Annotated in this window: 20 protein-coding genes and 1 tRNA gene; 12 read left to right on the forward strand and 9 right to left on the reverse strand. The window is 70.2% G+C overall.

Translation table 11 applies throughout. The features are described from left to right. Window positions 1–41: 41 nt before the first annotated feature. The gene (locus tag ACQBJO_RS04480) at window positions 42–1,475 is read right to left on the reverse strand and encodes a polysaccharide biosynthesis tyrosine autokinase (RefSeq protein ID WP_421007005.1); all 1,434 of its coding nucleotides are present in this window, start codon (window positions 1,473–1,475) and stop codon (window positions 42–44) included. Between the two features lie 77 nt (window positions 1,476–1,552). Between ACQBJO_RS04480 and ACQBJO_RS04485 the strand changes: the two genes are divergently transcribed. Together ACQBJO_RS04485 and ACQBJO_RS04490 are read left to right on the forward strand one after the other, a co-directional pair. Further along, window positions 1,553–2,140 carry a low molecular weight phosphatase family protein gene (locus ACQBJO_RS04485; protein ID WP_421007004.1) on the forward strand — a complete coding sequence of 196 codons (588 nt, stop codon included), beginning with the start codon at window positions 1,553–1,555 and terminating at the stop codon, window positions 2,138–2,140. Between the two features lie 44 nt (window positions 2,141–2,184). Beyond that, window positions 2,185–2,961 (forward strand): SGNH/GDSL hydrolase family protein, encoded by a 777-nt coding sequence (locus tag ACQBJO_RS04490; RefSeq protein WP_421007003.1) that lies wholly within the window; start codon window positions 2,185–2,187, stop codon window positions 2,959–2,961. A 99-nt stretch (window positions 2,962–3,060) separates the two neighbouring features. On the opposite strand, the gene rfbA is transcribed toward ACQBJO_RS04490, so the two are convergent. After that, window positions 3,061–3,918 carry a glucose-1-phosphate thymidylyltransferase RfbA gene (gene rfbA / locus ACQBJO_RS04495; RefSeq protein ID WP_421007002.1) on the reverse strand — a complete coding sequence of 286 codons (858 nt, stop codon included), beginning with the start codon at window positions 3,916–3,918 and terminating at the stop codon, window positions 3,061–3,063. A 57-nt stretch (window positions 3,919–3,975) separates the two neighbouring features. Between rfbA and ACQBJO_RS04500 the strand changes: the two genes are divergently transcribed. From ACQBJO_RS04500 to ACQBJO_RS04515, 4 genes are all read left to right on the forward strand, one after another. Beyond that, window positions 3,976–5,421 carry a sugar nucleotide-binding protein gene (locus tag ACQBJO_RS04500; protein ID WP_421007001.1) on the forward strand — a complete coding sequence of 482 codons (1,446 nt, stop codon included), beginning with the start codon at window positions 3,976–3,978 and terminating at the stop codon, window positions 5,419–5,421. 1 nt (window position 5,422) lies between these two features. Then, window positions 5,423–6,421 (forward strand): dTDP-glucose 4,6-dehydratase, encoded by a 999-nt coding sequence (gene rfbB, locus ACQBJO_RS04505; RefSeq protein WP_421007000.1) that lies wholly within the window; start codon window positions 5,423–5,425, stop codon window positions 6,419–6,421. A 36-nt stretch (window positions 6,422–6,457) separates the two neighbouring features. Next, window positions 6,458–7,435 carry an acyltransferase family protein gene (locus ACQBJO_RS04510; RefSeq protein WP_421006999.1) on the forward strand — a complete coding sequence of 326 codons (978 nt, stop codon included), beginning with the start codon at window positions 6,458–6,460 and terminating at the stop codon, window positions 7,433–7,435. Between the two features lie 296 nt (window positions 7,436–7,731). Continuing rightward, window positions 7,732–8,784: a hypothetical protein gene (locus tag ACQBJO_RS04515; protein WP_421006998.1), complete on the forward strand. Its 1,053-nt coding sequence runs from the start codon at window positions 7,732–7,734 to the stop codon at window positions 8,782–8,784. Window positions 8,785–8,966: 182 nt separating this feature from the next. Here ACQBJO_RS04515 and ACQBJO_RS04520 read toward each other — a convergent pair whose 3' ends face one another. The 5 genes from ACQBJO_RS04520 to ACQBJO_RS04540 all read right to left on the reverse strand — a co-directional run bounded on the left by ACQBJO_RS04520 (window position 8,967) and on the right by ACQBJO_RS04540 (window position 15,699). Further along, a complete protein-coding gene (locus ACQBJO_RS04520) occupies window positions 8,967–9,626 on the reverse strand; it encodes a GDSL-type esterase/lipase family protein (RefSeq protein ID WP_421006997.1) in 660 nt (219 codons plus the stop codon). 45 nt (window positions 9,627–9,671) lie between these two features. Next, complete coding sequence (locus ACQBJO_RS04525) at window positions 9,672–9,857, reverse strand: DUF6104 family protein (protein WP_255185589.1); 186 nt, start codon at window positions 9,855–9,857, stop codon at window positions 9,672–9,674. Then, window positions 9,857–13,660, reverse strand: a complete 3,804-nt coding sequence (locus ACQBJO_RS04530) for a multifunctional oxoglutarate decarboxylase/oxoglutarate dehydrogenase thiamine pyrophosphate-binding subunit/dihydrolipoyllysine-residue succinyltransferase subunit (protein WP_421006996.1) — start codon at window positions 13,658–13,660, stop codon at window positions 9,857–9,859. The genes ACQBJO_RS04525 and ACQBJO_RS04530 overlap by 1 nt, the downstream gene beginning before the upstream one ends. Window positions 13,661–13,891: 231 nt before the next feature. Further along, on the reverse strand, window positions 13,892–14,698 hold the full coding sequence (locus ACQBJO_RS04535) for an ABC transporter permease (RefSeq protein WP_255185591.1): 807 nt from the start codon (window positions 14,696–14,698) through the stop codon (window positions 13,892–13,894). Beyond that, on the reverse strand, window positions 14,698–15,699 hold the full coding sequence (locus tag ACQBJO_RS04540) for an ABC transporter ATP-binding protein (RefSeq protein WP_421006995.1): 1,002 nt from the start codon (window positions 15,697–15,699) through the stop codon (window positions 14,698–14,700). The genes ACQBJO_RS04535 and ACQBJO_RS04540 overlap by 1 nt, the downstream gene beginning before the upstream one ends. 161 nt (window positions 15,700–15,860) lie before the next feature. Between ACQBJO_RS04540 and ACQBJO_RS04545 the strand changes: the two genes are divergently transcribed. Together ACQBJO_RS04545 and ACQBJO_RS04550 are read left to right on the forward strand one after the other, a co-directional pair. Beyond that, window positions 15,861–17,210 (forward strand): hemolysin family protein, encoded by a 1,350-nt coding sequence (locus tag ACQBJO_RS04545; protein ID WP_421006994.1) that lies wholly within the window; start codon window positions 15,861–15,863, stop codon window positions 17,208–17,210. Beyond that, window positions 17,207–18,238 carry a hemolysin family protein gene (locus ACQBJO_RS04550; protein WP_421006993.1) on the forward strand — a complete coding sequence of 344 codons (1,032 nt, stop codon included), beginning with the start codon at window positions 17,207–17,209 and terminating at the stop codon, window positions 18,236–18,238. Before ACQBJO_RS04545 ends, ACQBJO_RS04550 begins: the two co-directional genes overlap by 4 nt. A 91-nt stretch (window positions 18,239–18,329) precedes the next feature. On the opposite strand, the gene ACQBJO_RS04555 is transcribed toward ACQBJO_RS04550, so the two are convergent. Beyond that, window positions 18,330–18,770 (reverse strand): hypothetical protein, encoded by a 441-nt coding sequence (locus ACQBJO_RS04555; RefSeq protein ID WP_421006992.1) that lies wholly within the window; start codon window positions 18,768–18,770, stop codon window positions 18,330–18,332. Window positions 18,771–18,899: 129 nt separating this feature from the next. On the opposite strand from ACQBJO_RS04555, the gene ACQBJO_RS04560 reads away from it, so the two are divergent. The 3 genes from ACQBJO_RS04560 to ACQBJO_RS04570 all read left to right on the forward strand — a co-directional run bounded on the left by ACQBJO_RS04560 (window position 18,900) and on the right by ACQBJO_RS04570 (window position 21,626). Then, complete coding sequence (locus ACQBJO_RS04560; protein WP_421006991.1) at window positions 18,900–20,447, forward strand: sodium-dependent transporter; 1,548 nt, start codon at window positions 18,900–18,902, stop codon at window positions 20,445–20,447. Further along, the gene (locus ACQBJO_RS04565; protein WP_255185599.1) at window positions 20,444–20,587 is read left to right on the forward strand and encodes a methionine/alanine import family NSS transporter small subunit; all 144 of its coding nucleotides are present in this window, start codon (window positions 20,444–20,446) and stop codon (window positions 20,585–20,587) included. Before ACQBJO_RS04560 ends, ACQBJO_RS04565 begins: the two co-directional genes overlap by 4 nt. A 118-nt stretch (window positions 20,588–20,705) precedes the next feature. Further along, window positions 20,706–21,626, forward strand: a complete 921-nt coding sequence (locus ACQBJO_RS04570; RefSeq protein WP_421006990.1) for a hypothetical protein — start codon at window positions 20,706–20,708, stop codon at window positions 21,624–21,626. A 128-nt stretch (window positions 21,627–21,754) separates the two neighbouring features. Here ACQBJO_RS04570 and ACQBJO_RS04575 read toward each other — a convergent pair. Continuing rightward, window positions 21,755–21,827 (reverse strand) — tRNA-Arg (locus ACQBJO_RS04575). Window positions 21,828–21,922: 95 nt separating this feature from the next. Between ACQBJO_RS04575 and argS the strand changes: the two genes are divergently transcribed. After that, complete coding sequence (argS, locus tag ACQBJO_RS04580) at window positions 21,923–23,566, forward strand: arginine--tRNA ligase (protein WP_421006989.1); 1,644 nt, start codon at window positions 21,923–21,925, stop codon at window positions 23,564–23,566. Window positions 23,567–23,577 lie beyond the last annotated feature (11 nt).

Raw genomic sequence — 23,577 nt, forward strand, 5'->3', positions numbered from 1 at the left:
TGAGGGGGCGCGCGTCGCGCACCGCTTTGAGGGGATTTTTGTCAGCGAGACCTGGTGAGCACCTTGGACTTGCGGCCGTCCCTGCCCTCGCGCCGCGCCGAGCGCGACGTGGGGTGGGTCTCCGGGTCGTAGTAGCCGTAGTACCCGGCGCCGTAGCCGCCGGAGCTCTTGTGCCCCACCCGGTTGAGCACCAGCCCGAGCATCGTGTTGTCGACTGCGGCCAACGACTCGAGCGTCGCCGCGAGCTGCTCCTTGCGCACGATGGTCGTGCCGACGAGGACGATGACGCCGTCGACCTTGGTGCTCAGCACGACGGCGTCGGTCACTGGCAGCACCGGAGGTGTGTCGATGAGGACGTAGTCGAACCGTGCGGACAGCCGCGCGAGGACGTTCGTCATCGCGTCGGAGGCGAGGAGCTCGCTCGGGTTGGGCGGGATAGCTCCGGCGCCGATGATCTCGAGGCGGTCCGCGCCGTAGGGCTGCAGGACGTCGTCGAGCTCGGCGCGGTCGATGAGCACGTCGGTCAGGCCGGCGCTGCCCTCGAGGCCGAGGTAGTCGAGCAGGCGCGGGCGACGCAGGTCACCCTCGATGAGGCAGACGCTCGAGCCCGACTTGGCGAGGGTCAGGGCAAGGTTGGCGATCGTCGTCGACTTGCCCTCACCCGGGATCGAGGACGTGAGCAGGATCGTGCGCGGGTGGTTGGCCGCGTTGACGAACATCAAGTTGGTGCGGACCGCGCGGAAAGCCTCGGACCGCGGCGACGAGGGGTCGCTCTCGACGATGAGCGGCTCCTTGCCGGCTCGCGGGTCGTAGTGCACCGCACCGATGACCGGCTCCTCGGTGATCTCCTCGACGTCGTTGTCCGTACGCACGGTCGTGTCGAGCAGGTGACGCACCACGGCCAGCCCAAGGCCGAGCAGGAGTCCGAGGAAGACGCCGAGCGCGAGGTTCCGGACGGGGACCGGGCTCGTAGGCTTCATGCTGGTCGATGCAGGCTCCACCAGGGACACCTTGATCGGCGACGCCTGACGCGAACCTTCCGGTCGCTCGACCTCGGCCACGACCCGAGGAAATGTCTCGCCGATGGCGGTGGCGACCTTCTGGGCGTGCCGGGGGGATGTGTCCATGACTGCGACCTCGAGCATCACAGTCTCGGGTGGGGTGGTCACGTTGATGGAGCTGGCGAGATCAGCGGTCTTGGTGCCGTCGTCGAGCTCCTCGACCACGGGATCCAGTGCGCGCGGCGTCTTGAGCAGCTGGGCGTAGGACTTCACCCGCTCCTGGGTGAAGGTGCTCCCCTGCTGCAGGGCAGTGGTGTCCGCCCCCGAGACGGAGACGAAGAACTGCGTGCTGGAGGTGTACTTCTTCTCCTGCAGGGCCGTGAGGAGACCAGCCAGCCCCACGACCACGAGCATGGTCACCACGATGGTGATCCACCTCTTGCGAAGGATCCTCAGGTAGTCCTGCAGCTCCACGCGCCCCGTGCCTCTCATCTGATGAGCGAATCAGGGGAGAGTGTCGCACACGCTCGCGGGCACGGCATGATGTGGCCATGGCCGTGACCCTCATGACCGTCTGCACCGGCAACATCTGCCGGTCCCCCTACGCCCACCTCACTCTGCAGGCAGCCTTGGAGCAGCTGCGGCCCGGGAGCTTCGAGGTCAGCAGCGCCGGGACCGGGGCGCTCATCGACAACCCGGTCGATCCCGGCAGCGCGCACATCCTCGACGCGCGAGGAGTGCCCCACGAGGAGTTCCGGGCACGTCAGATCTCCGAGGCGATGCTCGACGACGTCGACATCGTCCTGCCGCTCGAGGTCAGCCACCGCAAGGCGGTGCTGTCCCACTCGCCGCGGCACCTCAAGCGCGCCTTCACCCTCAAGGAGTTCGCGCGGCTGCTCGACTCCGCCGATGCTCGGGAGCCGTGGACGCAGCGGCTCGCCGGGTTGACCACGCCGGAGGAGCGGTGGGCGGCGCTCCCTTCGCACCTGGCACGTGAGCGGGGGCTGAGCCGGGTGGCCGACGGCGCCGACGACATCGCCGACCCCTACCGGCAGCCCCAGGAGGTCTTCGACCAGATGGCCCGCGAGGTGGACGCCGCGGTCGAGCGGATCGTGGCCTTCGAGCGGCAGTTCGCCTAGCCGCGAGCGGGCCGCGGATCGATCTGGAAGCTAACGTGCCCGGTATGTCATCCAAGGTGTGGAGCTCACGCGTCGTCGCCCTGGCGACCGTTGCCGTCCTGCTGCTCGTCGTGGGAGGCCTGTGGGCCTACGTCTTCGCGTCGGCCGGGCGGGCCAGCGACTCGATCGACCAGCAGGCGTCCCCTTCGTCCTCGTCGGCGAGTACGACGCAGGCTGACACCGAGCCGACCTGGACCACGGACGATGCGCGCGATGCGCTCGCCGGCGACGGGTCGCGGGTGCTCGTGCTCGGGGACTCGACCGGCAACGGCAGCGAGGACTGGGTGAGCCAGTGGGGGCAGCAGGCCCAGATGCCCGTCGCGCTCTGGGACACGGCGGGCGAGGCGGGCTACGTCGACGAGACCGAGGAGACGCGGATCTGGTCGGGCGCCATGAACAGGGGCACTGCCGACTACCCGCTCGACCACGACGCGATCTGGCCCGCGCAGGACCCGGACCTCGTGCTGCTCAACTACGGCCACTACGAGGAGTCGGGCGACGCCGCAGCGGAGGGGCTCGAGGAGCTCAGCGAGCAGGTTGCCGACCGCTACCCCGAGGCGCCGGTCGTCGTCGTCCTGCAGAACCCGCAGGCCGACGACGCCAACGAGCCGACCCGCACCGCCATTGCCGACTGGGCGGAGGGCGCGGGGCTGCCGACGATCGACGTCGCGGCGGCCTTCGAGGACGCCGACTCAGCGCAGGAGCTGCTCGACGGTGAGATCAACCCGTCGGTGGCGGGCTCGCAGCTGTGGGCGGAGACGGTGGCGGAGGCGCTGGGGTAGGGGGGGGCCGAGGCTCCGCAGGGTCTCGGGGCTCGTCGCAGAGCTCCTCGCACCTCGACCAACGGTTAGAGGCAGAGCTCCTCGCACCTCGACCAACGGTTAGAGGAGGTCGAGGAGGTACTGGCCGTAGCCGCTCTTGACGAGCGGCTCGGCGCGCGCGCGCAGACCGTCGTCGTCGACGAAGCCCATGCGCCAGGCGACCTCCTCGGGGCAGCCGATCTTCAGGCCCTGCCGGTTTTCGAGGGTGCGCACGTAGTTGCTCGCGTCGTTGAGCGCGGCAAAGGTGCCGGTGTCGAGCCAGGCCGTGCCGCGGGGGAGCACCTCGACGTGGAGGCGACCCTCGTCGAGATAGGTGCGGTTGAGGTCGGTGATCTCCAGCTCACCGCGCGCGGACGGGCGCAGCCCCCGGGCTCGCTCGACGACGCTCTCGTCGTAGAAGTACAGGCCCGGGACGGCGAAGCGGGACCGCGGTCGGGCCGGCTTCTCCTCGAGGTGACGGGCCCTCCCTTCGTCGTCGAAGTCGACCACGCCGTAGGCGGAGGGGTCCGCGACCTGGTAGCCAAAGACGGCGGCGCCCTCGATGTCGTCGAAGTGCCGCAGCTGGGTGCCCAGGCCCGGCCCGTAGAAGATGTTGTCGCCGAGGACGAGGGCCGACGTGTCGCCGGCGACGTGCTCCTCGCCGATGACGAAGGCCTGGGCCAGCCCGTCGGGGCTGGGCTGCTGGGCATAGGTGATGGTGATGCCGAACTGGCTGCCGTCGCCGAGCAGCCGCTCGAACTGGGGGGCCTCGTGCGGGGTGGTGATGACGAGGACCTCGCGGATGCCGGCGAGCATGAGGGTGCTCAGCGGGTAGTAGATCATCGGCTTGTCGTAGACCGGCACGAGCTGCTTGGAGATGCCCTGGGTGATCGGGTGGAGCCGGCTGCCTGTGCCCCCCGCGAGGATGATGCCGCGCATGGGTCGAGGGTAGCGACGCCGACACCTCCGCGGGTCCGCGGCCGATAGCCTCCGAGCATGGACCTGAGCATCGAGCGCACCCTGATCCCGGGCCTGCTCGTCGTCCGTCGCCCGGTGCACCGTGACGCGCGGGGGTGGTTCACCGAGTCCTGGCAGCGGGCGAAGATGGTCGCGGCGGGGCTGCCCGACTTCGGGCCGGTGCAGCACAACGTCTCGCACAACGCCGCTCGCGGCGCGACTCGCGGCGTCCATGCCGAACCCTGGGACAAGCTCGTCACCGTCGTCCACGGCCGGGTCTTCGGCGCGTGGGTCGACCTGCGGGCGGGCACGGGCTTCGGCGCCACCGTCACCCTCGAGCTCGACGAGAGCACCGCGGTCTTCGTGCCGCGCGGCGTCGGCAACTCCTACCAAGCCCTCGCCGACGAGACCGTCTACTCCTATCTCGTCAACGAGCACTGGCGACCCGACCTCACCTATCCCGCGCTCGCCCTCGACGACCCGACCGCCGCCATCGAGTGGCCGATCCCGTTGTCGCAGAGTGGGTGTGAGGGGGCGCAGATCAGTGACAAGGACCGGACCAACCCGCGACTGGCGGAGGTCACCCCCTTCGTCCCGAAGCCGGCCCTGCTCCTCGGGGGCAGCGGGCAGGTCGGCTCCGCCCTGCGTCGACTCCTGCCCGACGCCGTCGCGCCGGGGCGCGACGAGCTCGACCTCACCGACCCCGCCGCCGTCGAAGCCCTCGACCTCAGCGGCCACGACCTCATCATCAATGCCGCCGCGATGACCGCCGTCGACGCCGCCGAGACCCCCGACGGCAGCCGGCTCGCCTGGCGGCTCAATGCCGAGCTGCCCGCCCAGCTCGCCCGCCGCGCCGCGGCCGCCGGCGCCACCCTCGTGCACTACTCCTCGGACTACGTCTTCGACGGGCAGCGCGAGGTCCATGACGAAGGGGAGGCCCTCACCCCGGTGAGCGAGTACGGCCGCACCAAGGCCGCCGGCGACCTCGCCGTCGGCGTCGCCCCGCGCCACTACGTGCTGCGCACGTCCTGGGTGGTGGGGGACGGGGGCAACTTCGTCGCGACGATGGCCCGCCTGGCGGACGAAGGGAGGTCCCCCCGCGTCGTCGACGACCAGTGGGGCCGCCTGAGCTTCGCCGACGAGATCGCGGCGGCCACGCTTCACCTCGTGGCGAGCGGGGCTCCCTTCGGCACGTACAACCTCACGCAGGCGGGGGAGCCGATGACGTGGGCCGCGATCGCCCGGGCGGTCTTCGCGCTGCGGGGGCGCTCGCCGGACGACGTGACCGCGGTGACGACGGCCGACTACGAGGCCGGGCTCGGCGACCGGGTGAGCGCCCCGCGGCCGCGGCACTCGACGCTCGCGCTCGACCGGCTGGTGGCGACGGGGTACGAGCCCGTGGACCAGGTGGAGGCGCTGCGGGACCACGTGGCTTCGAGACGGCCGCGGACGGCCTCCTCAGCCACCGAGACGGAGGGGAGCTGACATGCGCGTGCTCGTGACCGGGGGAGCCGGCTTCATCGGGAGCAACTTCGTCCACCAGACACTGGCGACGCGACCGGACGCGGAGGTGACCGTGCTCGACGCGCTCACCTATGCGGGGTCGCTGCGCTCGCTCGACGGGGTGATCGACGACGTGCGCTTCGTCGAAGGCCGCGTCGAGGACGCTGCTCTCGTCGACCGGCTCGTCGGGGAGGCCGACGTGGTGGTGCACTTCGCCGCCGAGTCGCACAACGACAACTCGCTGGCGTCGCCGGGGCCCTTCGTCCAGACCAATGTCGTCGGCACCTACGAGCTGCTCGAGGCCGTCCGACGCCACGGCGTGCGCTACCACCACATCTCCACCGACGAGGTCTACGGCGACCTCGAGCTCGACTCGCCGGAGCGCTTCAGCGAGGCCACGCCCTACAACCCGTCGAGCCCCTATTCGTCGACGAAGGGGGCGAGTGACCTGCTCGTGCGGGCGTGGGTGAGGTCCTTCGGCGTCGAGGCGACGATCTCCAACTGCTCGAACAACTACGGCCCCCGCCAGCACGTCGAGAAGTTCATCCCGCGCCAGATCACCGAGCTCATCGACGGGCGCCGGCCGCGGCTCTACGGCGACGGGCTCAACGTGCGCGACTGGATCCACGTCGACGACCACAACAGCGCCGTCTGGGCGATCATCGACCGCGGGCAGCTCGGCGAGACCTATCTCATCGGCGCCGACGGCGAGGTCGACAACAAGACCGTCGTCGAGTCGGTGCTCGAGCTCATGGGCCGCGAGGCCGGCTACGACCACGTCACCGACCGCCCCGGGCACGACCGGCGCTACGCCATCGACTGGAGCCGGCTGCGCGAGGAGCTCGGCTGGGAGCCTCGGTACCGCGACTTCCGCTCGGGGCTCGCCGCGACGATCGAGTGGTACCGCGCCCACGAGGACTGGTGGCGCCCGCACAAGACGGCGACCGAGGCCCGCTACGCCCGGAGCGAAAAGGTGCTGTGATTCCCCTTCGCCCTCGGTTTTTGGGACCATGCCGGGATGCGCAACGGCTATCTCGACCTGCTGCGGGTCGTCGGCACGGTCGCGATCGTCCTCGGGCACATCGAGGGCCTCAAGCCGCTGCCGGACTACGTCTACCCCTGGCACGTGCCGCTGTACTTCATGTTGTCGGGGTGGCTGTGGCGGCCGGGGTCACGTGACTTCGGCAGCGAGGTCAAGGTGCGCGCCAAGACCCTGCTGCTGCCGTACGTCCCGTGGTTTGCGATCGTCTCCCTCGTCTACGGGCTCGAGCTGTGGCGAAGGGGGCGCGACAGCACCGGCAAGGTCGAGGAGCAGCTGCCCGGTGGGGCCTATGCGATCGAGCCGTACTCCGCCTTCTGGTTCATCACCGCGCTTTTCGTCGCCGTCGTCGTCGTCCGCGCCATGGAGGCGCTGCGCCTGCCGCTGTGGCTGCAGATCGGGGTGGGCGTGGGGCTGTGCGCGCTCGTGCAGATCTACCAGGACATCTCGGTGAACTCGCCCTTCGCGATCGCGCAGGGGCTGGGGTGCGTGATCTTCGTGCAGGCGGGCTACCTCGCGCGGCTGCTCACCGGGCGCTCGGGGCAGCGCTCGCGGTGGAGTCGCCGGACGCTGTGGGTGATGGCGATCGCGACCTTCGCCCTCGGGGTGTGGATCACGACCCGGCCGGGGGTGGGCAACCTCAACCTGAAGTTCGCGCAGTTCAACGAGCCGGTGTGGGCCGTCCTCGCGGGGATCCTCATCAGCGCCGGGATGATCATGGCCCCGATCTACATCGGCGGGATCTGGTCGCACCGGATCAGCACGCTCGCCCAGTCGGGCATGGCGGTCATCCTGCTGCACGCGCTCTTCGTGTGGCTGGGCAAGGACTACAACCCGTGGCTCGTCGCCGTCGTGGCGGTGGTCGCCCCGTGGACCCTCGGGCTGCTGCTCGCGCGCACGCGGTGGGGGTGGGTCTTCGGCTGCTCTCGGCCCAAGCCGCTGGCTCCGGCTGCGTGAGCGGCTGGGTCGGGAGGTCGCGAGGTCGGTTGCCCCACCCCCAGCAGCTCGGTTGAGGTAATCGCGACCGTCTATTCGGTCGGAGGTACCTCTACTGGCGGGGTCAGCGGGGCGTGCTCGCGCTCATGGCGCTGGGTCGAGGTAACCGTGACCGACTAATCGGTCGGAGGTACCTCGTCCGCTGATACCTCGACGCGTCGACACGGTTGTCCCCAAGTTTGTCTGGGCGGGTCCAGTTGTCCACCGATCTCGCGAGGGGGGGCCGCGAGGGGAGCACTCTCCTCCACTGTTCGGAGATGACCGACACCACGCCCGAGCAGCCAGAGGATGCCCACAGCCACGACGACGAAGGGGGTCGACCGCACGTCACGCGCGAAGGACCGCTGGACCGCCATCAGCGGGTGCTCGCCGTCGCGGAGGACACCGACTTCGTCGTTAGCCACCAGATGCTGCGCGCCATCGGAGTGAGCCGGCAGCAGGCAGCGCGTCAGGTCTCGGCCGGTCGTTGGACGAAGTGCGGCAGCCGGACCTTCGCTGTGCGCACCGGGCCGTTGGCGTTTCACGCCCGGTGCTGGCGAGGCGTGTGGGAGACGGGGGAGAGGATCGCCGTCATCGACGGGGTGAGCTCGCTCCAGCTCGCCGGGCTCAAGGGGTGGGACGAAGGCGACGTCGTCTTCGTGTCCGTCGTCCACCGGCACGACCGGACCCACCGTGAGGGAGTACAGGTGCGCAAGCTCGCTCGCCGCGTCCCCGACGAGGTCATCTCCTCGGGGGTACCGCGCACGCGCCCCGCAGTGGCAGCGATCCGGGCCGCGCACTGGGCGGCGAGCGACCGCGCGGCAGCGACTCTGCTCGCGATGGCCGTGCAACAGCGCCTTGTCACCCCCGATCAACTCGTCACGGCAGGGCAGATCGTCAAGGGGCGGACGCGCAGAGCCTTCATCGCACAGGTCGTCGCCGACATCGCCACCGGCGCCCACTCGCTCAACGAGCTCGACTTCGCGGCGGCATGCCGGGCGCGCGGGCTTCCGGAGCCGACTCGCCAGGCGGTGCGCACGGGGTCCAAAGGGAGGGTGTACCTCGACGTGCTCTTCGAAAAGCACGGGCTGGTCGTCGAGATCGATGGCGCCGGCCATCTCTGGGGACTCAACGGTGTCGCCGACGCCCTCCGAGCCAACCAGGTCGTCATCGACGGGGACCGCGTGCTGCGCATCAACGTCCTGGGCTGGCGGCTCGATGCCGACGCCTTCATGGATCAGGTGACTGCCGCCCTTCGCTCCGGGTGGGCACGGGAAAACCTCGCCAGACACAACGCAGACACGCTCGAGGTGCCACCGGACGAGGTGTGAGCGACCGGATAGTCGGTCAGAGATACCTCAACCCGCGCGTTGGGGGAGCTGGGGTCGGAGGTTGCCTGCTGGGTTGAGGTGGCGGCGACCGGATAGTCGGTCAGGGATACCTCAACCGAGCGGGCCGGGGGCCCTGCAGGAGGGCTCGCAGGAGGCGAGGAAGGTGGGAAGGGGGACCGGGGTCAGCCGATCCACTCGCCCCAGCCGTGGTGCAGCACGAGCCAGGCGATCAGGCCGTAGCCCGCCTGGCCGGGGTGCACGCCATCAGCGGAGGCGGCGATGTCGGACTCCCACTGGTCGTGGCCGGCCAGCGGGGTGTAGGTATCGACGAAGGTGACGCCCCGGCGGTCGCAGACGTCGCGCTGGGCCTCGACGACGTGGCGCAGCTGGTTGTTGACCTCCGGGTCGGCGGAGGGCGGGGGGCCGACGACGAAGGTCGCGACACCCTGGCTCGAGGCCTCGTCGAGGATGTTGGCGAGGTTGAGCCGCAGGCGGGCGATCGAGGTGGCCTGGGCGACGTCGGCATGGCCGATCTGGACGACCAGCCGCCGCTCGAAGACCCCCTCGAAGCGGGCGGGGGACTCGCGCAGCCAGCGCTCGGCGACCCCGCCGGCGGTCTCGCCGCGCACCCCGAGGTTGTAGTGCGCGACGACCGCGTCCTTGACCTGGGTGCGGGCCATGACCCGACCGACCCACCCAAGAGCCTTGTCGTCACCCTCGCCGGCGACGAAGGAGTCGCCGATGAAGACCAGCGAGATCTCCCGGCGCCCGTCCTCCTGGCCGAAGGTCGCGCTGGGGGTGAACTCGTTGCCGGCTGCGTCCGTCATCGGGTGGCCGCTCACGTGGGGTACTCCTGGGGTGGGTCGGTCTGTGGGTCCCGGCCGACGTTACTCGTCGTCGAGCTCCTCGTCGTCGAGGCGTGCCAGCCACGACGCGAGTCGCTCGATCGGCGTCTCGAACTCGGGGTTGAGGTCGACGAAGGTGCGGAGCTGGTCACTCACCCACTCGAGAGTGACCTGCTCCTCACCACGTCGGTCCGCGAGCTCCTCGATGCCGCGGTCCGTGAAGTACATCAGCGGTCGAAGGCGCGGTCGATGAGGTCCGCCTGCTCCTGCGCGTGCTTCTTCGCGGTACCGGCAGCGGGGGAGGCGCTCGGCGGGCGGGTCACCGCGGTCAGACCGCGGGTCTCGCCGTGCTTGGCCAGGTCGGCCGGCAGGTTCATGGCCAGGAAGGGCCACGCACCCTGGTTCTCCGGCTCCTCCTGCACGAGCACGAGCTCGGCGTTCGGGTACTTCGCCAGCTCGGCCGCGAGTTCCTCACCCGGCAGCGGGTAGAAGCGCTCGAGGTGCAGGATCGCGGTCTGCTCGTCGCCGCGCTTCTTGCGCTCGGCCTCGAGGTCCCACGTGACCTTGCCCGCGGCGATGAGCACCCGGGTGACCTGGTCCCCCTTCGGCTGGGTCATGTCGGGCAGGACCGCGCGGAAGCCGCCGGAGGTGAAGTCCTCGGGCTGGCTGCTCGCGGCCTTCAGGCGCAGCATCGACTTCGGGGTGAAGACGATGAGCGGACGACGCGGACGGTGGTAGGCCTGACGACGCAGCAGGTGGAAGTAGCTCGCCGGCGTCGACGGGAAGGCGACCGTCATGTTGTTCTGCGCGCACAGCGCGAGGAAGCGCTCGATGCGGGCGGAGGAGTGGTCCGGCCCCTGGCCCTCGTAGCCGTGCGGCAGGAGGAGGACGACCGAGGAGTTCTGGCCCCACTTCTGCTCCGAGGAGGAGATGAACTCGTCGATGATCGTGGCCGCGCCGTTGACGAAGTCACCGAACTGGGCCTCCCACATCACGAGCGCGTCGGGGCGCTCGACGGAGTAGCCGTACTCGAAGCCGAGGGCAGCGAACTCCGACAGCAGCGAGTCGTAGACCCAGAAGCGGGCCTGGCCGCCACCGAGGTAGTTGAGCGGCGTCCACTCCTCGCCGTCGTTCTTGTCGATGAGGACCGCGTGCCGCTGCACGAAGGTGCCGCGACGCGAGTCCTGACCGGCCAGACGCACCGGGGTGCCGTCCATGAGCAGGGAGCCGACGGCGATCATCTCGCCGGTGCCCCAGTCGATGCCGCCCTCGCTGACGGAGGCGGCACGCTTCTGCATGGCCTGCTGCAGCTTGGGGTGGATCGTGAAGTCCGCCGGCGGGGAGTCGAAGACGTCACCGATGTGCTTGAGGTCGGTCTCGGAGATCGCGGTCTCGTCGGCCGAGCGGGTCGTCGAGTCGCTCGTCTGCGAGGACGGGCGCTCCAGACCGGCGTTGTCGGGGGCGTCGGAGCCGGTGTCACCGGAGTCGCTCGACGCGTCGGCCGGCGACGCGGGGGCCTTGAGGGCCTCCTTCGTCTCGACGAAGACGCGCTCGAGCTGGGCCTGGTAGTCGCGCAGCGCGGCGTCGGCCTCCTCCGGCGTGATGTCGTTGCGGCCGATGAGGCTCTCCGTGTAGAGCTTGCGCACCGAGCGCTTGGACTCGATGAGCTTGTACATCAGCGGCTGGGTCATCGACGGGTCGTCGCCCTCGTTGTGCCCGCGGCGGCGGTAGCACACGACGTCGATGACGACGTCCTTGTGGAACTTCTGCCGGAACTCGAAGGCGAGCTCGGCGACCCGCACGCAGGCCTCCGGATCGTCACCGTTGACGTGGAAGATCGGCGCCTGGATCATCCGCGCGACGTCGGTGCTGTAGACCGACGAGCGGCTCGCGGACGGCGAGGTGGTGAAGCCGACCTGGTTGTTGACGATGACGTGGATCGTGCCGCCGGTGCGGTAGCCGCGCAGCTGGCTCTGCTGCAGCGTCTCCGCGACGACGCCCTGGCCCGCGAAGGCCGCGTCACCGTGCATGAGGATCGGCAGGACGGGGAAGTCCTCGCCGCCGTGGTTGAGCCGGTCCTGCTTGGCGCGCACGATGCCCTCGAGCACCGGGTTGACCGCCTCGAGGTGGCTCGGGTTGGCCGCGAGGTAGACCTTCGTCGTCTCGCCGTCCTCGCCGGTGAAGACGCCCTCGGTGCCCAGGTGGTACTTCACGTCGCCGGAGCCCTGGACGGACTTCGGGTCGAGCTGGCCCTCGAACTCGCGGAAGATCTGCCCGTAGGACTTGCCCGCGATGTTGGCCAGCACGTTGAGCCGGCCACGGTGCGGCATGCCGATGCAGACCTCGTCCATGCCCTCGCTGGCAGCGCGGGTGAGGATGCGGTCGAGCACGGCGATGACGGACTCGCCACCCTCGAGGGAAAATCGCTTCTGCCCGACGAACTTCGTCTGCAGGAAGGTCTCGAAGGCCTCGGCGGCGTTGAGGCGGCGCAGGATCCGCAGCTGCTCGTCGCTCGTGGTCTTCGCGTAGCCGACCTCGACCCGCTCCTGCATCCAGCGGCGCTGCTCGGGGTCCTGGATGTGCATGTACTCGATGCCGGTGGTGCGGCAGTAGGAGTCACGCAGGATGCCGAGGATCTTGCGCAGCTTGAGGAAGGGCTCGCCGCCGAAGCCGCCGGTGGCGAAGTGGCGCTCGAGGTCCCACAGCGTCAGGCCGTGGCTCGTGATGTCGAGGTCCTCGTGGCGACGCTGCTTGTACTCCAGCGGGTCGATGTCGGCCATGAGGTGACCGCGGACCCGGTAGGAGTGGATGAGCTCCTGCACGCGCGCGACCTTGTTGATGTCGTCGTCGTGCGTGGTGGAGATGTCCTGGACCCAGCGCACCGGCTCGTAGGGGATGCGCAGGCTCTCGAAGATCTCGTCGTAGAAGTTGTCCTTGCCGAGCAGCAGCTCGTGGACGATCCGCAGGAACTCACCCGACTGCGCACCCTGGATGATGCGGTGGTCGTAGGTCGAGGTCAGCGTGAGGATCTTGGAGACCGCGTTGCGGTTGAGCGTCTCGGTGCTCGCGCCCTGCCACTCGGCCGGGTAGTCGAGGGCCCCGACGCCGATGATCGCGCCCTGGCCCTTCATCAGGCGGGGCATCGAGTGCACGGTGCCGATGCCGCCGGGGTTGGTCAAGGACATCGTCGTGCCCTGGAAGTCCTCGACGGTCAGCTTGTTGCCGCGGGCCTTCTTGACGACCTCCTCGTAGGCGCGCCAGAAGGTCGTGAAGTCCATCTGCTCGGCCGGCTTGATCGCGGGCACGAGGAGCTGGCGGGAGCCGTCGTCCTTCTGCAGGTCGATGGCGATGCCGAGACCGACGTGGGCCGGCTGGATGACGACCGGCTTGCCCTTCTCGTTCGTCGTGTAGCCGACGTTCATCTCCGGCATGGCGCGCAGTGCCTTGATGAGCGCGTAGCCGATGAGGTGGGTGAAGGAGACCTTGCCACCGCGGCTGCGGCCGAGGTGGTTGTTGATGACGATGCGGTTGTCGATGAGCAGCTTCGCCGGGACGGCGCGCACGCTCGTCGCGGTGGGCACCTCGAGCGAGGCCTCCATGTTGGTCACGACCCGAGCGGCAGCACCGCGAAGGGGGGAGTGCACGTCCTCGTCGGCCGGCTCGGGGGCCTTGGCCGGCTGCTCGTCGCGCGGGGTGGGCGCGGCCTTCTTGGCGGCCTCGGTCTTCGCGGGCGCGGCCTTGGCCTCCGCCTGCTTCGGCTCGGCCTTGGCCTCCGCCTGCTTCGGCTCGGCCTTGGCCGGGGCGGCCTCCGCCTTCTTGGGCTCTGCCTTCTTCGGCTCCGCCTTCGCCGGGGCGGGGGCCTGCGCGGCAGCCCCCTTCGGGCTGGTGCCGTTGTCCCCGCCGGACTGGCCCGGAGTGTAGTTCTCGAAGAACTCCCACCAGGCCTTGTCGACGCTGTTGCGGTCGTTCTTGAACTGCTCGTACAGCTCGTCGACGAGCCACTCGTTGGGGCCGAAGTCGTTCAGGGACACGGAGCCATCCTGGGGGTCAGGCACGGCGCATACGCCTCTTTCGTCACAGTCGCGAATCAGGGCCCGAAGTCAGCGCGGACCCCACTCGGACCAGCCTAACGTGACGCAGCCCATGCGCGAGCCCCCGGTCCGCTCCCTGAGGCGAGGCGCGAACCGCCACCCCCCGCTCCCCAGAACGTGACGAAGGGGGGAGCGCTCGCTCCCCCCTTCGTCCTGCTGGTGCCTCGCTCCTCAGGCGATGTCCTTGCGGACGGTGAGGAGGGTGCCGATGCCGGCGAGGACCGCGGCGTAGGCGATGAGCACGAGCGCCCCTGCCCACCACTGCAGCTGGTCGCCGCCCGGGCCGCCCATGGCGCTGGCGTCGACCCCGCTGACGATCGCATTGGTCGCACTCGACGGCAGGAACTTCGCGATGTCGGCGCCCCAGTCCCAGAAGCTGAGGATGACGCCGGCGATCGGCTCGACGATCCACGCGACGCCGATGGCGATGAGCAGCGCGGCCACCTGGTTGGGGATGAGGATGCCCACGCCGAGGCCGATGAGCGCCCACAGCCCGAGGACGAGCAGGCTGAGCAGCAGCGTGCGCCCGACCTCCGCGCTCGGGAAGACCTCGGCCCCGCGTGCGGCGAGGACGATGCCGCCGGCGCCCACCGAACCGATGAGCGAGATGACGCCGTAGAAGGCGCCGATGACGAGCAGGGAGATGACCTTGGCGCCCATGACGGTGGTGCGCTTGGGCGTCGAGAGGAAGGTGCTCGTGATCGTCTTGTGGCGGTACTCGCTGCCGATCTGCATGACGCCGATGGCCAGCGTGATGAGGTAGGCGATGCCGAGACCGCCCGTGTAGACGGAGTTGGCGATCTGCGTCGGGTCGGCCTGCATCTGCGACTCCGGCGGCACCCCGCTCTGGTCGAGGGTGTAGACGATGCCGAAGAGGGCCGCGAAGGCGGCGCTCACGAGGAGCACGGCGATGGCCATGCCCCACCACATGCGCGTGGAGAAGTACTTGAGGAACTCGGATCGGATCGCACCCAGCATCAGTGCGTCCCTCCTTCCTGGCCCGGGGCCGAGACCGGGGAGATGCCGGCCATCGGGTCGTCGCCGAGGTTGCGGTTGGTCCCCTCGGTGAGGGAGAAGAAGAGCTGCTCGAGGTCCGCGGAGAGCGGCCGCAGCTCGTGGACCGGCACCCCGGCGCGAAGGGCGACGTCGCCCACCAGCCGCAGGTCGTCGGTCTCGGCGACGATGCCGCCGTCTGCCTGGACCGCGGCCGGCACGTCGGCGATGCGCAGCGCGCCGACGAGCGCGTCGGAGTCGGTCGTGCGCACGAGCGACGTGGCGGTGCCGCGCAGCTCGCCGACGGTGCCCTCCTTGACGAGCTTGCCGTTGGCGATGATGACGACGTCGTCGACGGTCTGCTCGATCTCCTGCAGCAGGTGGCTCGACACGAGCACGGTCTTGCCCTCGGCGGCGAGGTGGCGCAGGAAGCCGCGCAGCCAGCGGATGCCCTCGGGGTCGAGGCCGTTGGCCGGCTCGTCGAGGACGAGCAGCCGCGGGTCGCCGAGCAGGGCCGCGGCCAGGCCGAGGCGCTGGCGCATGCCCATGCTGTAGCCGCCGGCCCGCTTGCGGGCGGCAGCGGGGATCCCGGTGAGCTCGAGCAGCTCGTCGACGCGGGTGGCGGGGAGGCCGGCGGTCGCGGCGAGGGCCCTCAGGTGGTCGCGGCCGGAGCGGCCGGGGTGGAAGTTGGTCGCCTCGAGCGCCGAGCCGACGACCCGCAGCGGCTGGTCGAGCTCGCGGTAGTCCTGGCCGTCGATCGTCGCGGTGCCGGAGGTCTGGTGGACGAGGCCGAGCAGCATGCGCAGGCTCGTCGTCTTGCCGGCGCCGTTGGGTCCGAGGAACCCGGTGATCCTCCCGGGCTCGACGTTGAAGCTGAGGTCGTCGACGGCCGTGAAGCCGCCGAACCGCTTCGTCAGGTTGCGCACCTCGACGCGCGCTCCTGTCGTGGTCATCAGGTCCCCTTCGTCGGTGATGTCGCAGCCCATGCAACCATCCCGGCCGAAGGGAGGGCATCCGCCTTTCGTCTGAACCTCGCCTCCCCCCGTCGGGGGAGACCGCCCAGCCGAACTCTGCAAAACCCTGGGGTTTTGCAGAGTTGGCGCACACAGGCAATGCTCAGCGGGCTCCCCGTAGAATCTCGCCCACCATGACCATAGGTCTTCTCATCCTGGCCCTGGTGCTCACTCTGGGTACCGCCCTCTTCGTGGCTGCCGAGTTCTCCCTCGTCGCCCTCGACCGACCCGCCGTCCAGCGAGCCGTCGACCACGGCGACACCGCGGCCAAGCCCGTGCTGGGCTCCCTTCGCCAGCTCTCCACGCTGCTCTCCGCGTGCCAGATCGGCATCACCGTCACGACCCTGGCGCTGGGCTACATCGCCAGCCCCGCGGTCGGCTCGCTCATCCAGCCGGGGCTCGAGGCCCTCGGGCTGCCGGAGAGCGTGGCGTCCTCCTCGTCCGACGGCCTGGCCCTGATCATCGCCACCGTCTTCTCGATGATCCTCGGCGAGATGGTCCCCAAGACCCTCGCCGTGTCGGCGCCGCTCGGCGTCGCCAAGCTCGTCGCCGTGCCGATGCGCGTCATCGGCGTGCTCTTCAAGCCGCTGATCTTCGTCCTCAACGGCAGCGCCAACTGGGTGCTGCACCGCATGGGCATCGAGCCGCAGGAGGAGCTGTCGGCCGCCCGCAGCCCCGCCGAGCTCGCCTCGCTCGTGCGCACCTCCGTCGAGGCCGGCACCCTCGACTCCGGCACCGCCCGGCTCGTGACCCGCTCGCTCGGCTTCGGCGAGCAGACGGCGGCCGACGTCATGACCCCGCGCAACCGCGCGAGCGCCATCGACCGCACCGCGTCCGCCGAGGACCTCGTGTCGCTCGCGCGCCGCACCGGCCACTCGCGCTTCCCCGTCACGGGGGAGGACTGGGACGACATCGACGGCGTCGTCCACGTCAAGAAGGCCATCGCCGTCCCGCACGAGCGCCGCGCCGGCGTACCCGTCTCCGCGCTCATGATCGACCCGATCGTCGTCCCCGAGACCCTGCGCCTGGACCCGCTGCTCATCCAGCTGCGTGACTCCGGCCTGCAGATGGGCGTCGTCGTCGACGAGTACGGCGGCACCGCCGGCGTCGTCACGCTCGAGGACCTCGTCGAGGAGATCGTCGGCGAGGTGAGCGACGAGCACGACCTCGCACAGACCACCGGTCGCCGCCTCCGCGACGGCGTGTGGACCGTGCCCGGCCTGTGGCGCCCCGACGAGGTGCGTGACCGCCTCGGCGCCGAGGTTCCCGAGGGCGCGGCCTACGAGACCGTCGGCGGCTGGGTCATGGCCGAGCTCGGCCGGGTCCCCGAGGTCGGCGACGTCGTCGACCTCGACGGCTGGCAGGTCACCGTCACCGACATGGACACCCGCCGCGTCGACCGCCTCCGCTTCGTGCGCCAGGCCCCGCCGGAGGGGGACGCCTCGAGCGACGAGCGTGGGACGAAGGGGGGTGAGCTCCAGTGACGACCGTGCTCATCACCGTCGCCCTGCTGCTCGCCAACGGCTTCTTCGTCGGCGCCGAGTTCGCCGCGATGTCCGCGCGGCGCTCGCAGCTCGAGCCCCTCGCCGACGCGGGCAACAAGCGCGCGGCCATCGCCGTCGATGCCCTGCAGCACACCGGTGTCCTGCTGGCCACCTGCCAGCTCGGCATCACCATCTGCTCCGTGCTCCTCGGTGCCATCTCCGAGGCGGCGCTGCACCACGCGCTGCACCCGGTCATGGAGGGCATCGGCGTGCCGCACGCCTTCACCGACGCGACCTCGCTCGTCCTGGCCATCGCGATCGTCGTCTACCTGCACGTCGTCGTCGGCGAGATGGTCCCCAAGAACCTCTCCATCGCCGGCCCCGAGCGCTCCGCGATCATGCTCGTGCCGCCGCTCATGTGGGTCATGAAGATCGCCAAGCCGGTCATCCTCGTCATGGACTGGGTGTCCAAGGCCTTCGTCCGGGCCATGGGCATCGACCCCAAGGACGAGGTCGGCTCGGCCTTCACGGCCGAGGAGGTGCAGCACATCGTCACCGAGTCGCACCGCGAGGGGCTCGTCGAGACCGAGAAGTACGGCCTCGTCGGCGCGGCCCTCGAGTTCTCCGACAAGGACGCCCGTGACGTCGGGGTGCCCGTCGCCGACCTGGTGACCGTGCCGCGCGACGCGACGCCCGACGACATCGAGCGGCTCGTGGCCCGCTACGGCTACTCGCGCTACCCGACGACCGACGAGGCCGGCGAGCTCATGGGCTACCTGCACCTGAAGGACGTGCTCTACGCCGACGAGACCGAGCGCGCCGAGCCGGTGCCCCGCAAGCGGCTGCGCCGCATGGCGACGGTCCAGCCGGCCGACGAGGTCGAGGACGTGCTGGCGACCATGCAGCGCACCGGCACCCACTTGGCCCGCGTCGTCGACGACGCCGGCTCGACGCTGGGCGTCGTCTTCCTCGAGGACGTCATCGAGGAGCTCGTGGGCGAGGTGACGGACTCCACCCAGCGGGGGTGACCCCCTTTGTCCGCCTGCAGACAGACCTCGACCCAGCACTCCGCACGGAGGGCTGGGTCGAGGTATGTCTCTCCGCGAAGGGGGAGAGGGCTCAGTACTGGTAGCCGGCGCAGTGCGGGCTGGTCTGGACGCGACCGGCCGTGACCGGGCCGTCGCCGATCGTGTAGGTGATGTCGAGCCAGGTCGAGCTGGAGCCACCCTCGACGACGTACTCGTAGACGCCGGGCTCGCCGGAGACGGCGATCGGGCCGGAGACGACGGTCTGGGTCTCGCCGCTGCCGTTGACCACGGAGACGAGCACCGGGGCCGGGGCGGTCGCGGGCTCGACGGCGAGGAAGACGCGGTAGCCCTTGTTGTAGCCGGCCGGCTCCTGGGAGCTGCCCTGGCAGCGGGTGCCGTGGCTGCGGCCCTCGTCGATGCTCGGGATCTCGCTCTCGGACGCGGCGAGCGACGGGGCGGTGGCGGCGATGGTGATGGCCGGCGCGGTCCAGGCGATGCCCTTGGCGAGTCTGCGGCGGGAGGGGGTGCTCATGAAGTGACGCTCCTGGTGCGATCGTGATGCCGGGCGGCCGGCGGATCGGGGCGAAGTCGGCGTGGCGTGGGCCACACCTGGGGCGGATACTGGAACATGCTGGGGTTCATCCGACACCAGGAGAGTGACATGTCCAGCACACCAGAGGTGCAGGCCCCCGCGAAGGAAGGCTTCTCCTCGCGCAAGGTCTTCATCTTCGCGGCCATCGGATCGGCGGTGGGCCTCGGCAACATCTGGCGCTTCCCGTACGTGGCCTACGAAGGTGGCGGCGGCGCCTTCATCATCCCCTACCTGTGCGCGTTGCTCTTCGCGGGCATCCCGCTCCTCTACCTCGACTACGCCGTCGGCCACCGCTTCCGCGGATCGGCCCCGCTCTCCCTTCGCCGGCTGCACCGCGGCGCCGAGTGGCTCGGCTGGTGGCAGGTGCTCATCTGCGTCGTCATCGCCATCTACTACGCCGCGATCCTCGCCTGGGCGGCGAAGTACACCGTCCTGTCCTTCACCAAGGGCTGGGGCGATGACCCCAATGCCTACTTCTTCGGCGACTACCTCCAGGCGGCCGAGACCCCCGGGCCGACCTTCGACTTCGTCCCCGGCATCCTCATGACGATGATCCTCGTCTGGGTCGTGACCATCGGCGTGCTCGCCATGGGCGTCCAGACCGGCATCGGGCGCACCGCGGTGGTCTTCATCCCCGTGCTCGTGCTCGCCTTCATCGTCCTGGTCATCCAGGCGCTCACCCTCGACGGCTCGATGGAGGGCCTCAACGCCCTCTTCACCCCCGACTGGGGCGCGCTCACGCACGGCAGCGTGTGGATCTCGGCGGTCGGCCAGATCTTCTTCAGCCTGTCCGTCGGCTTCGGCATCATGATCACCTACGCCAGCTACGTCGACCGCAAGACCGACATGACCGGCTCCGGTGCCGTCGTCGGCTTCTCCAACTCCGGCTTCGAGCTGCTCGCCGGCATCGGTGTCTTCGCCGCACTCGGCTTCATGGCCCAGGCGGCCGGCACCGAGGTCAGCGAGGTCGTGACCAACGGCATCGGCCTGGCCTTCGTCGCCTTCCCGACGATCATCAACGAAGCCCCCGGCGGCGTCGTCATCGGCGTGCTCTTCTTCGTCTCGCTGCTGCTCGCCGGCGTCACCTCGCTCATCTCGATCGTCGAGGTCGTCATCGGCGCCGTCCGCGACAAGGTCGGCATCTCGCGCACCGCCGCGACCTTCGCCGTCGGCGTGCCGATGGCGATCGTCAGCGTCCTGATGTTCTCGACGACCGGCGGCATCTACGTGCTCGACACGATGGACGCCTTCGTCAACAGCTTCGGCATCATCGCCGTCGCGGCCGTGATGATGCTCGCCATCACCTACGTCTTCCGCAAGCTCGGTGTGCTGCAGCGTCACCTCGACGCCCGCAGCTCGATCAAGCTGCGCGGCTGGTGGCCGGCGCTCGTCGCGGTCGTCGTGCCGCTGCTGCTCATCGCCATGCTGTGGCAGGAGCTCAAGGCCAAGATCGACACGCCCTACGAGAAGTACCCGGCTGACCTGCTCAACGTCTTCGGCTGGGGCATGGTCATCGCGCTGCCGATCATCGCGATCGTGCTGTCCTTCATCCCGTGGCGCAAGGACGTCTCGCTCGAGGACCCGACCGTGGCCGTCGACGGAGGTGAGCAGTCATGACCACCACCGCGATCATCATGATGATCGTCGCGATCCTCGTCATCTGGGGAGGCCTCGCGCTGGCGATCACCAACCTGGCCCGCAACGGCGACTCCGCCGCCGAGGACGTGCGTGAGTTCGAGGTCCACCGCGACCTCTGACCCCAGGCAGGACGAAGGGGGCCGACGAGGTGTCGTCGGCCCCCTTCGCACGTCGTGGTGCCGCTATCTTGTGACTGCCGGCGCGGCGATGGGCCGCGCAAGGACCAGGGGAGATGCCATGCGCACGTTGCCGAGCTGGGTCATGTCCGGAGCGCTGGGGGTGGCTCTCGTCGGGATCGCGGCGCCCGCCGCGACCTCCGCGCCGGTCGAGGGGAGCTTCCAGGTCGTCGAGTGGGAGACGCAGGCGTCGTGCCGCAACCACGGCGCGCCCTCGCCCGTGGTGACGTACACGGTGCCGACCGCGGTGACCTCCTGGCGCAACATCCTCTTCGCCGTCGACGACCAGTCCGGCTACTCACGTACCGCGCTGCAGGAGGGGCAGACCACGGTCACCGAGACCCTCGCGCCGATCGCCAGCGGCGAGCACCGGCTGCGCGAGGTCGCCGGGGGCGAGCAGGAGCTCACCGTGACCGCGCCGGAGTGTCCCGAGGGATCGCCGGACCCGACGTCCGACGTGTTCCCCAACGACCGGGTCGCCGCGGCGGTCGTCGACGGGGCCTTCACCGAGCCGACGTGCACCAACCCGACCGAGCAGTCCCTCGAGCCGCCGGTCCTGCCCTTCGACTACGACAACACCGGCACGGACAACGGTTTCATCGCCTACGCCGTCGACGGCCTCGTCCAGCTCGGGACCTTCGTCAGCCCCGGGGGCAGCCGCACCCAGGCGATCGCGATGGAGGAGGGCGAGCACATCTACAGCCTCTACGGGGCGAAGGGGGAGCTGCTCGACAGCGTCACCGTCACCGCGCCCGACTGCAGCGACGACGGAACGGTTGACCCCGGTACGGACGAGCCGGGCAGCGACGAGCCCGGCACCGACGAGCCCGGCACCGACGACCCGGGCACGGACGAGCCGGGCACGGACGAGCCGGGGACCGACGACCCGGGCACCGGCACGGACGAGCCGGGCGACGACGCCGGCACCCCCGTGGTCACGGCGCCGACCCCCGAGATCCCCAAGGTCGTGCAGACCGGCTGAGCGAGCACCTGGGTCGATGTATCCGGGTGAGTCCTGACGCACCCGGATACATCGACCCAGCCCGCGGGAGGCCGCCGGGCACGACGAAGGGCCGCCAGCGATCGCTGGCGGCCCTTCGTGAAAAAACGCGCCCCCGGCAGGATTCGAACCTGCGGCCCCTGGTACCGGAAACCAGTGCTCTATCCCCTGAGCTACGGAGGCGGGGTGGTGCCCGGTGAGATTAGCACCGGGGGTGGGCGTCCCGAGAATCGGCCAGCGCATCGACGCACGTGGTAGCGCACCTAGACTGAGCGACCGTGACCCCCGAAGAGCTTGTCGACGCCATCCGTGCCGCCCTCACCGCCGCCGTCGAGGCCGGCGACCTGACCGTCGAGGTGCCCACCGGGATCAGGGTCGAGCGACCGAAGCAGAAGGGCCACGGCGACTGGACGACCAATGTCGCGATGCAGCTCGCCAAGCCTGCCGGCATGAAGCCCCGTGACGTCGCGACCGCGATCGCCGCCCGCCTCGAGCAGGCCGAGGGCGTGGCCTCCGTCGAGGTCGCCGGCCCCGGCTTCCTCAACATCACCCTCGAGGCCGCCTCCGCGGGTGCCCTCGCGCGCACCATCGTCGAGGCCGGCGCCGACTACGGCCGCAACGACGCGATGGCCGGCCACGTGGTCAACCTCGAGTTCATCTCGGCCAACCCGACCGGCCCGCTGCACATCGGCCACACCCGCTGGGCCGCGCTCGGCGACTCGATGCGCCGCCTGCTCGCCGCCTCCGGCGCCGACGTCACGGCCGAGTACTACATCAACGACGCCGGCGCCCAGATGGACAACTTCGGCGCCTCGGTCCTCGCCCGGGCGAAGGGGGAGCCCACCCCCGAGGGCGGCTACCCCGGCGCCTATGTCGACGAGCTGGCCGCGACCGCCCTCGAGCAGCGTCCCGACCTGCTCGAGCTGCCCGCCGACGAGGCCCTCGCGACCGCCCGCGCCATCGGCTACGAGGCGCAGCTCGCCGACATCCGCAGCACCCTCGAGGACTTCGGCGTCACCTTCGACGTGTGGTTCTCGGAGAAGACGCTGCACGACGGGGGAGCGGTCGAGCAGGCCATCGCCCGCCTGCGCGAGCAGGGCCACGTCGACGACCGCGACGGTGCCGTCTGGCTGCGCACGACCGACTTCGGCGACGACAAGGACCGCGTGCTCGTGCGCGCCGACGGTGTGCCGACCTACTTCGCCGCCGACGCCGCCTACTACCTGAGCAAGAAGGACCGCGGATTCCCGGAGAAGATCTACCTCCTCGGCGCCGACCACCACGGCTACGTCTCCCGGCTCAAGGCGATCGCCGCCTGTGCGGGCGACGACCCGACGAAGAACATCGAGATCCGCATCGGGCAGCTGGTCAACCTCGACGGAGCCAAGCTGTCCAAGCGCGCCGGCAACATCGTCGAGCTGCGCGACCTCATCTCGTGGATCGGCTCCGACGCCGTGCGCTACTCGCTGGCCCGCTACCCCGCGGACAGCCCGCTCAGCCTCGACGGCGAGGAGCTGCGCAAGCAGACCAACGACAACCCGGTCTTCTACGTGCAGTATGCCCACGCCCGCACCTTCAACGTCGCCCGTCTGGCGGCCGAGGACGGCGTGCGTCGTGAGGACGCCTTCGACCCGGGCCTGCTGTCGCACCCGACCGAGGCGACCCTGCTCGCGACGCTCGGCGACTTCCCGCGGGTCGTTGCCCATGCCGCCGAGCTGCGTGAGCCGCACCGGGTCGCGCGCTACCTCGAGACCCTCGCCGGCCACTTCCACAAGTGGTACGACACCTGCCGCGTGCGCCCGCGCTCCGACGAGGAGATCACCGACACGCACCGCACCCGGCTGTGGCTCAACGACGCCACCCGCCAGGTGCTCGCCAACGGCCTCGACCTGCTCGGCGTCTCCGCGCCCGAGCGGATGTGAGGCCGGCATGG

Origin of the sequence: Janibacter zhangyanbonis, assembly GCF_050507325.1 — a bacterium.
Taxonomy (GTDB): domain Bacteria; phylum Actinomycetota; class Actinomycetes; order Actinomycetales; family Dermatophilaceae; genus Janibacter.

Coding starts and splice junctions, on each gene's coding strand:
- ACQBJO_RS04565 (WP_255185599.1), top strand. CDS start 20,444: ATGACCACCACCGCGATCATCATGATGATCGTCGCGATCCTCGTCATC.
- ACQBJO_RS04570 (WP_421006990.1), top strand. CDS start 20,706: ATGCGCACGTTGCCGAGCTGGGTCATGTCCGGAGCGCTGGGGGTGGCT.
- ACQBJO_RS04545 (WP_421006994.1), top strand. CDS start 15,861: ATGACCATAGGTCTTCTCATCCTGGCCCTGGTGCTCACTCTGGGTACC.
- ACQBJO_RS04490 (WP_421007003.1), top strand. CDS start 2,185: ATGTCATCCAAGGTGTGGAGCTCACGCGTCGTCGCCCTGGCGACCGTT.
- ACQBJO_RS04560 (WP_421006991.1), top strand. CDS start 18,900: ATGTCCAGCACACCAGAGGTGCAGGCCCCCGCGAAGGAAGGCTTCTCC.
- ACQBJO_RS04515 (WP_421006998.1), top strand. CDS start 7,732: ATGACCGACACCACGCCCGAGCAGCCAGAGGATGCCCACAGCCACGAC.
- ACQBJO_RS04485 (WP_421007004.1), top strand. CDS start 1,553: ATGGCCGTGACCCTCATGACCGTCTGCACCGGCAACATCTGCCGGTCC.
- rfbA (WP_421007002.1), bottom strand. CDS start 3,918: ATGCGCGGCATCATCCTCGCGGGGGGCACAGGCAGCCGGCTCCACCCG.
- rfbB (WP_421007000.1), top strand. CDS start 5,423: ATGCGCGTGCTCGTGACCGGGGGAGCCGGCTTCATCGGGAGCAACTTC.
- ACQBJO_RS04510 (WP_421006999.1), top strand. CDS start 6,458: ATGCGCAACGGCTATCTCGACCTGCTGCGGGTCGTCGGCACGGTCGCG.
- ACQBJO_RS04540 (WP_421006995.1), bottom strand. CDS start 15,699: ATGGGCTGCGACATCACCGACGAAGGGGACCTGATGACCACGACAGGA.
- ACQBJO_RS04500 (WP_421007001.1), top strand. CDS start 3,976: ATGGACCTGAGCATCGAGCGCACCCTGATCCCGGGCCTGCTCGTCGTC.
- ACQBJO_RS04555 (WP_421006992.1), bottom strand. CDS start 18,770: ATGAGCACCCCCTCCCGCCGCAGACTCGCCAAGGGCATCGCCTGGACC.
- ACQBJO_RS04525 (WP_255185589.1), bottom strand. CDS start 9,857: ATGTACTTCACGGACCGCGGCATCGAGGAGCTCGCGGACCGACGTGGT.
- ACQBJO_RS04535 (WP_255185591.1), bottom strand. CDS start 14,698: ATGCTGGGTGCGATCCGATCCGAGTTCCTCAAGTACTTCTCCACGCGC.